The 549-nt window shown below is 43.2% G+C and carries 1 protein-coding gene; it reads right to left on the bottom strand.

The window, feature by feature from the left end; all coding sequences use genetic code 11:
• Positions 1-222 precede the first annotated feature (222 nt).
• The coding region (locus ACFC20_RS17775; protein ID WP_375194140.1) for a hypothetical protein at positions 223-549 on the bottom strand (327 nt) is incomplete at its 5' end.

The following is a 549-nucleotide window of genomic DNA, read 5'->3' as shown; positions in this document are numbered from 1 at the left end:
ACATGATGCGCTGATTGATGCTGGTGAAGAAGAGATTGTGGATGAGAATGGGAAGACCCTGTACACATTACACAAACTCTCAGTATGTGTAGGTAAGGCTCTAAGATATGCTGTAGAGCAATCTGTACCAGCAGCGGCAAGCGGTATGAAAGAATAGAAAAAACGTTGCGATTGTAAGTATCCACGAAAGCGTTTCGATTAATCTCCGCTTAAACATTCGCATCACTTCTCCTTTACCGTCATTATATTTTCGTAGCTCGACATGAACGGAATACGGAAGCCGACCGTCTTGAATTCGTACGTCTTACCGATTTCGATCTCCGCGTACAGATCGCTGGAATTAAACTTCCGCGCAAATATCGCGTCGGTATTTTCGAACACTTTTGCGTTACCTTTCTCGTCATCTCCGAAAATCAGATACTTCGAGGAATCGTCAGACGTTTTCGTTTCTTTATCCGTCACTTTTATTACGTAAGTGTTTTCGTTATGATAAGACGCAATCGTATACGCCGGCGCTGCTACCACGAAAACAAATACGAACAATGCGAT

Source organism: Marinobacter sp., from assembly GCF_041984545.1.
In the GTDB taxonomy this organism is placed as follows: Bacteria; Pseudomonadota; Gammaproteobacteria; order Pseudomonadales; family Oleiphilaceae; genus Marinobacter.
Note: the sequence above shows the minus strand (reverse complement) of the source record. Positions and strands in the feature narration are given on the sequence as shown.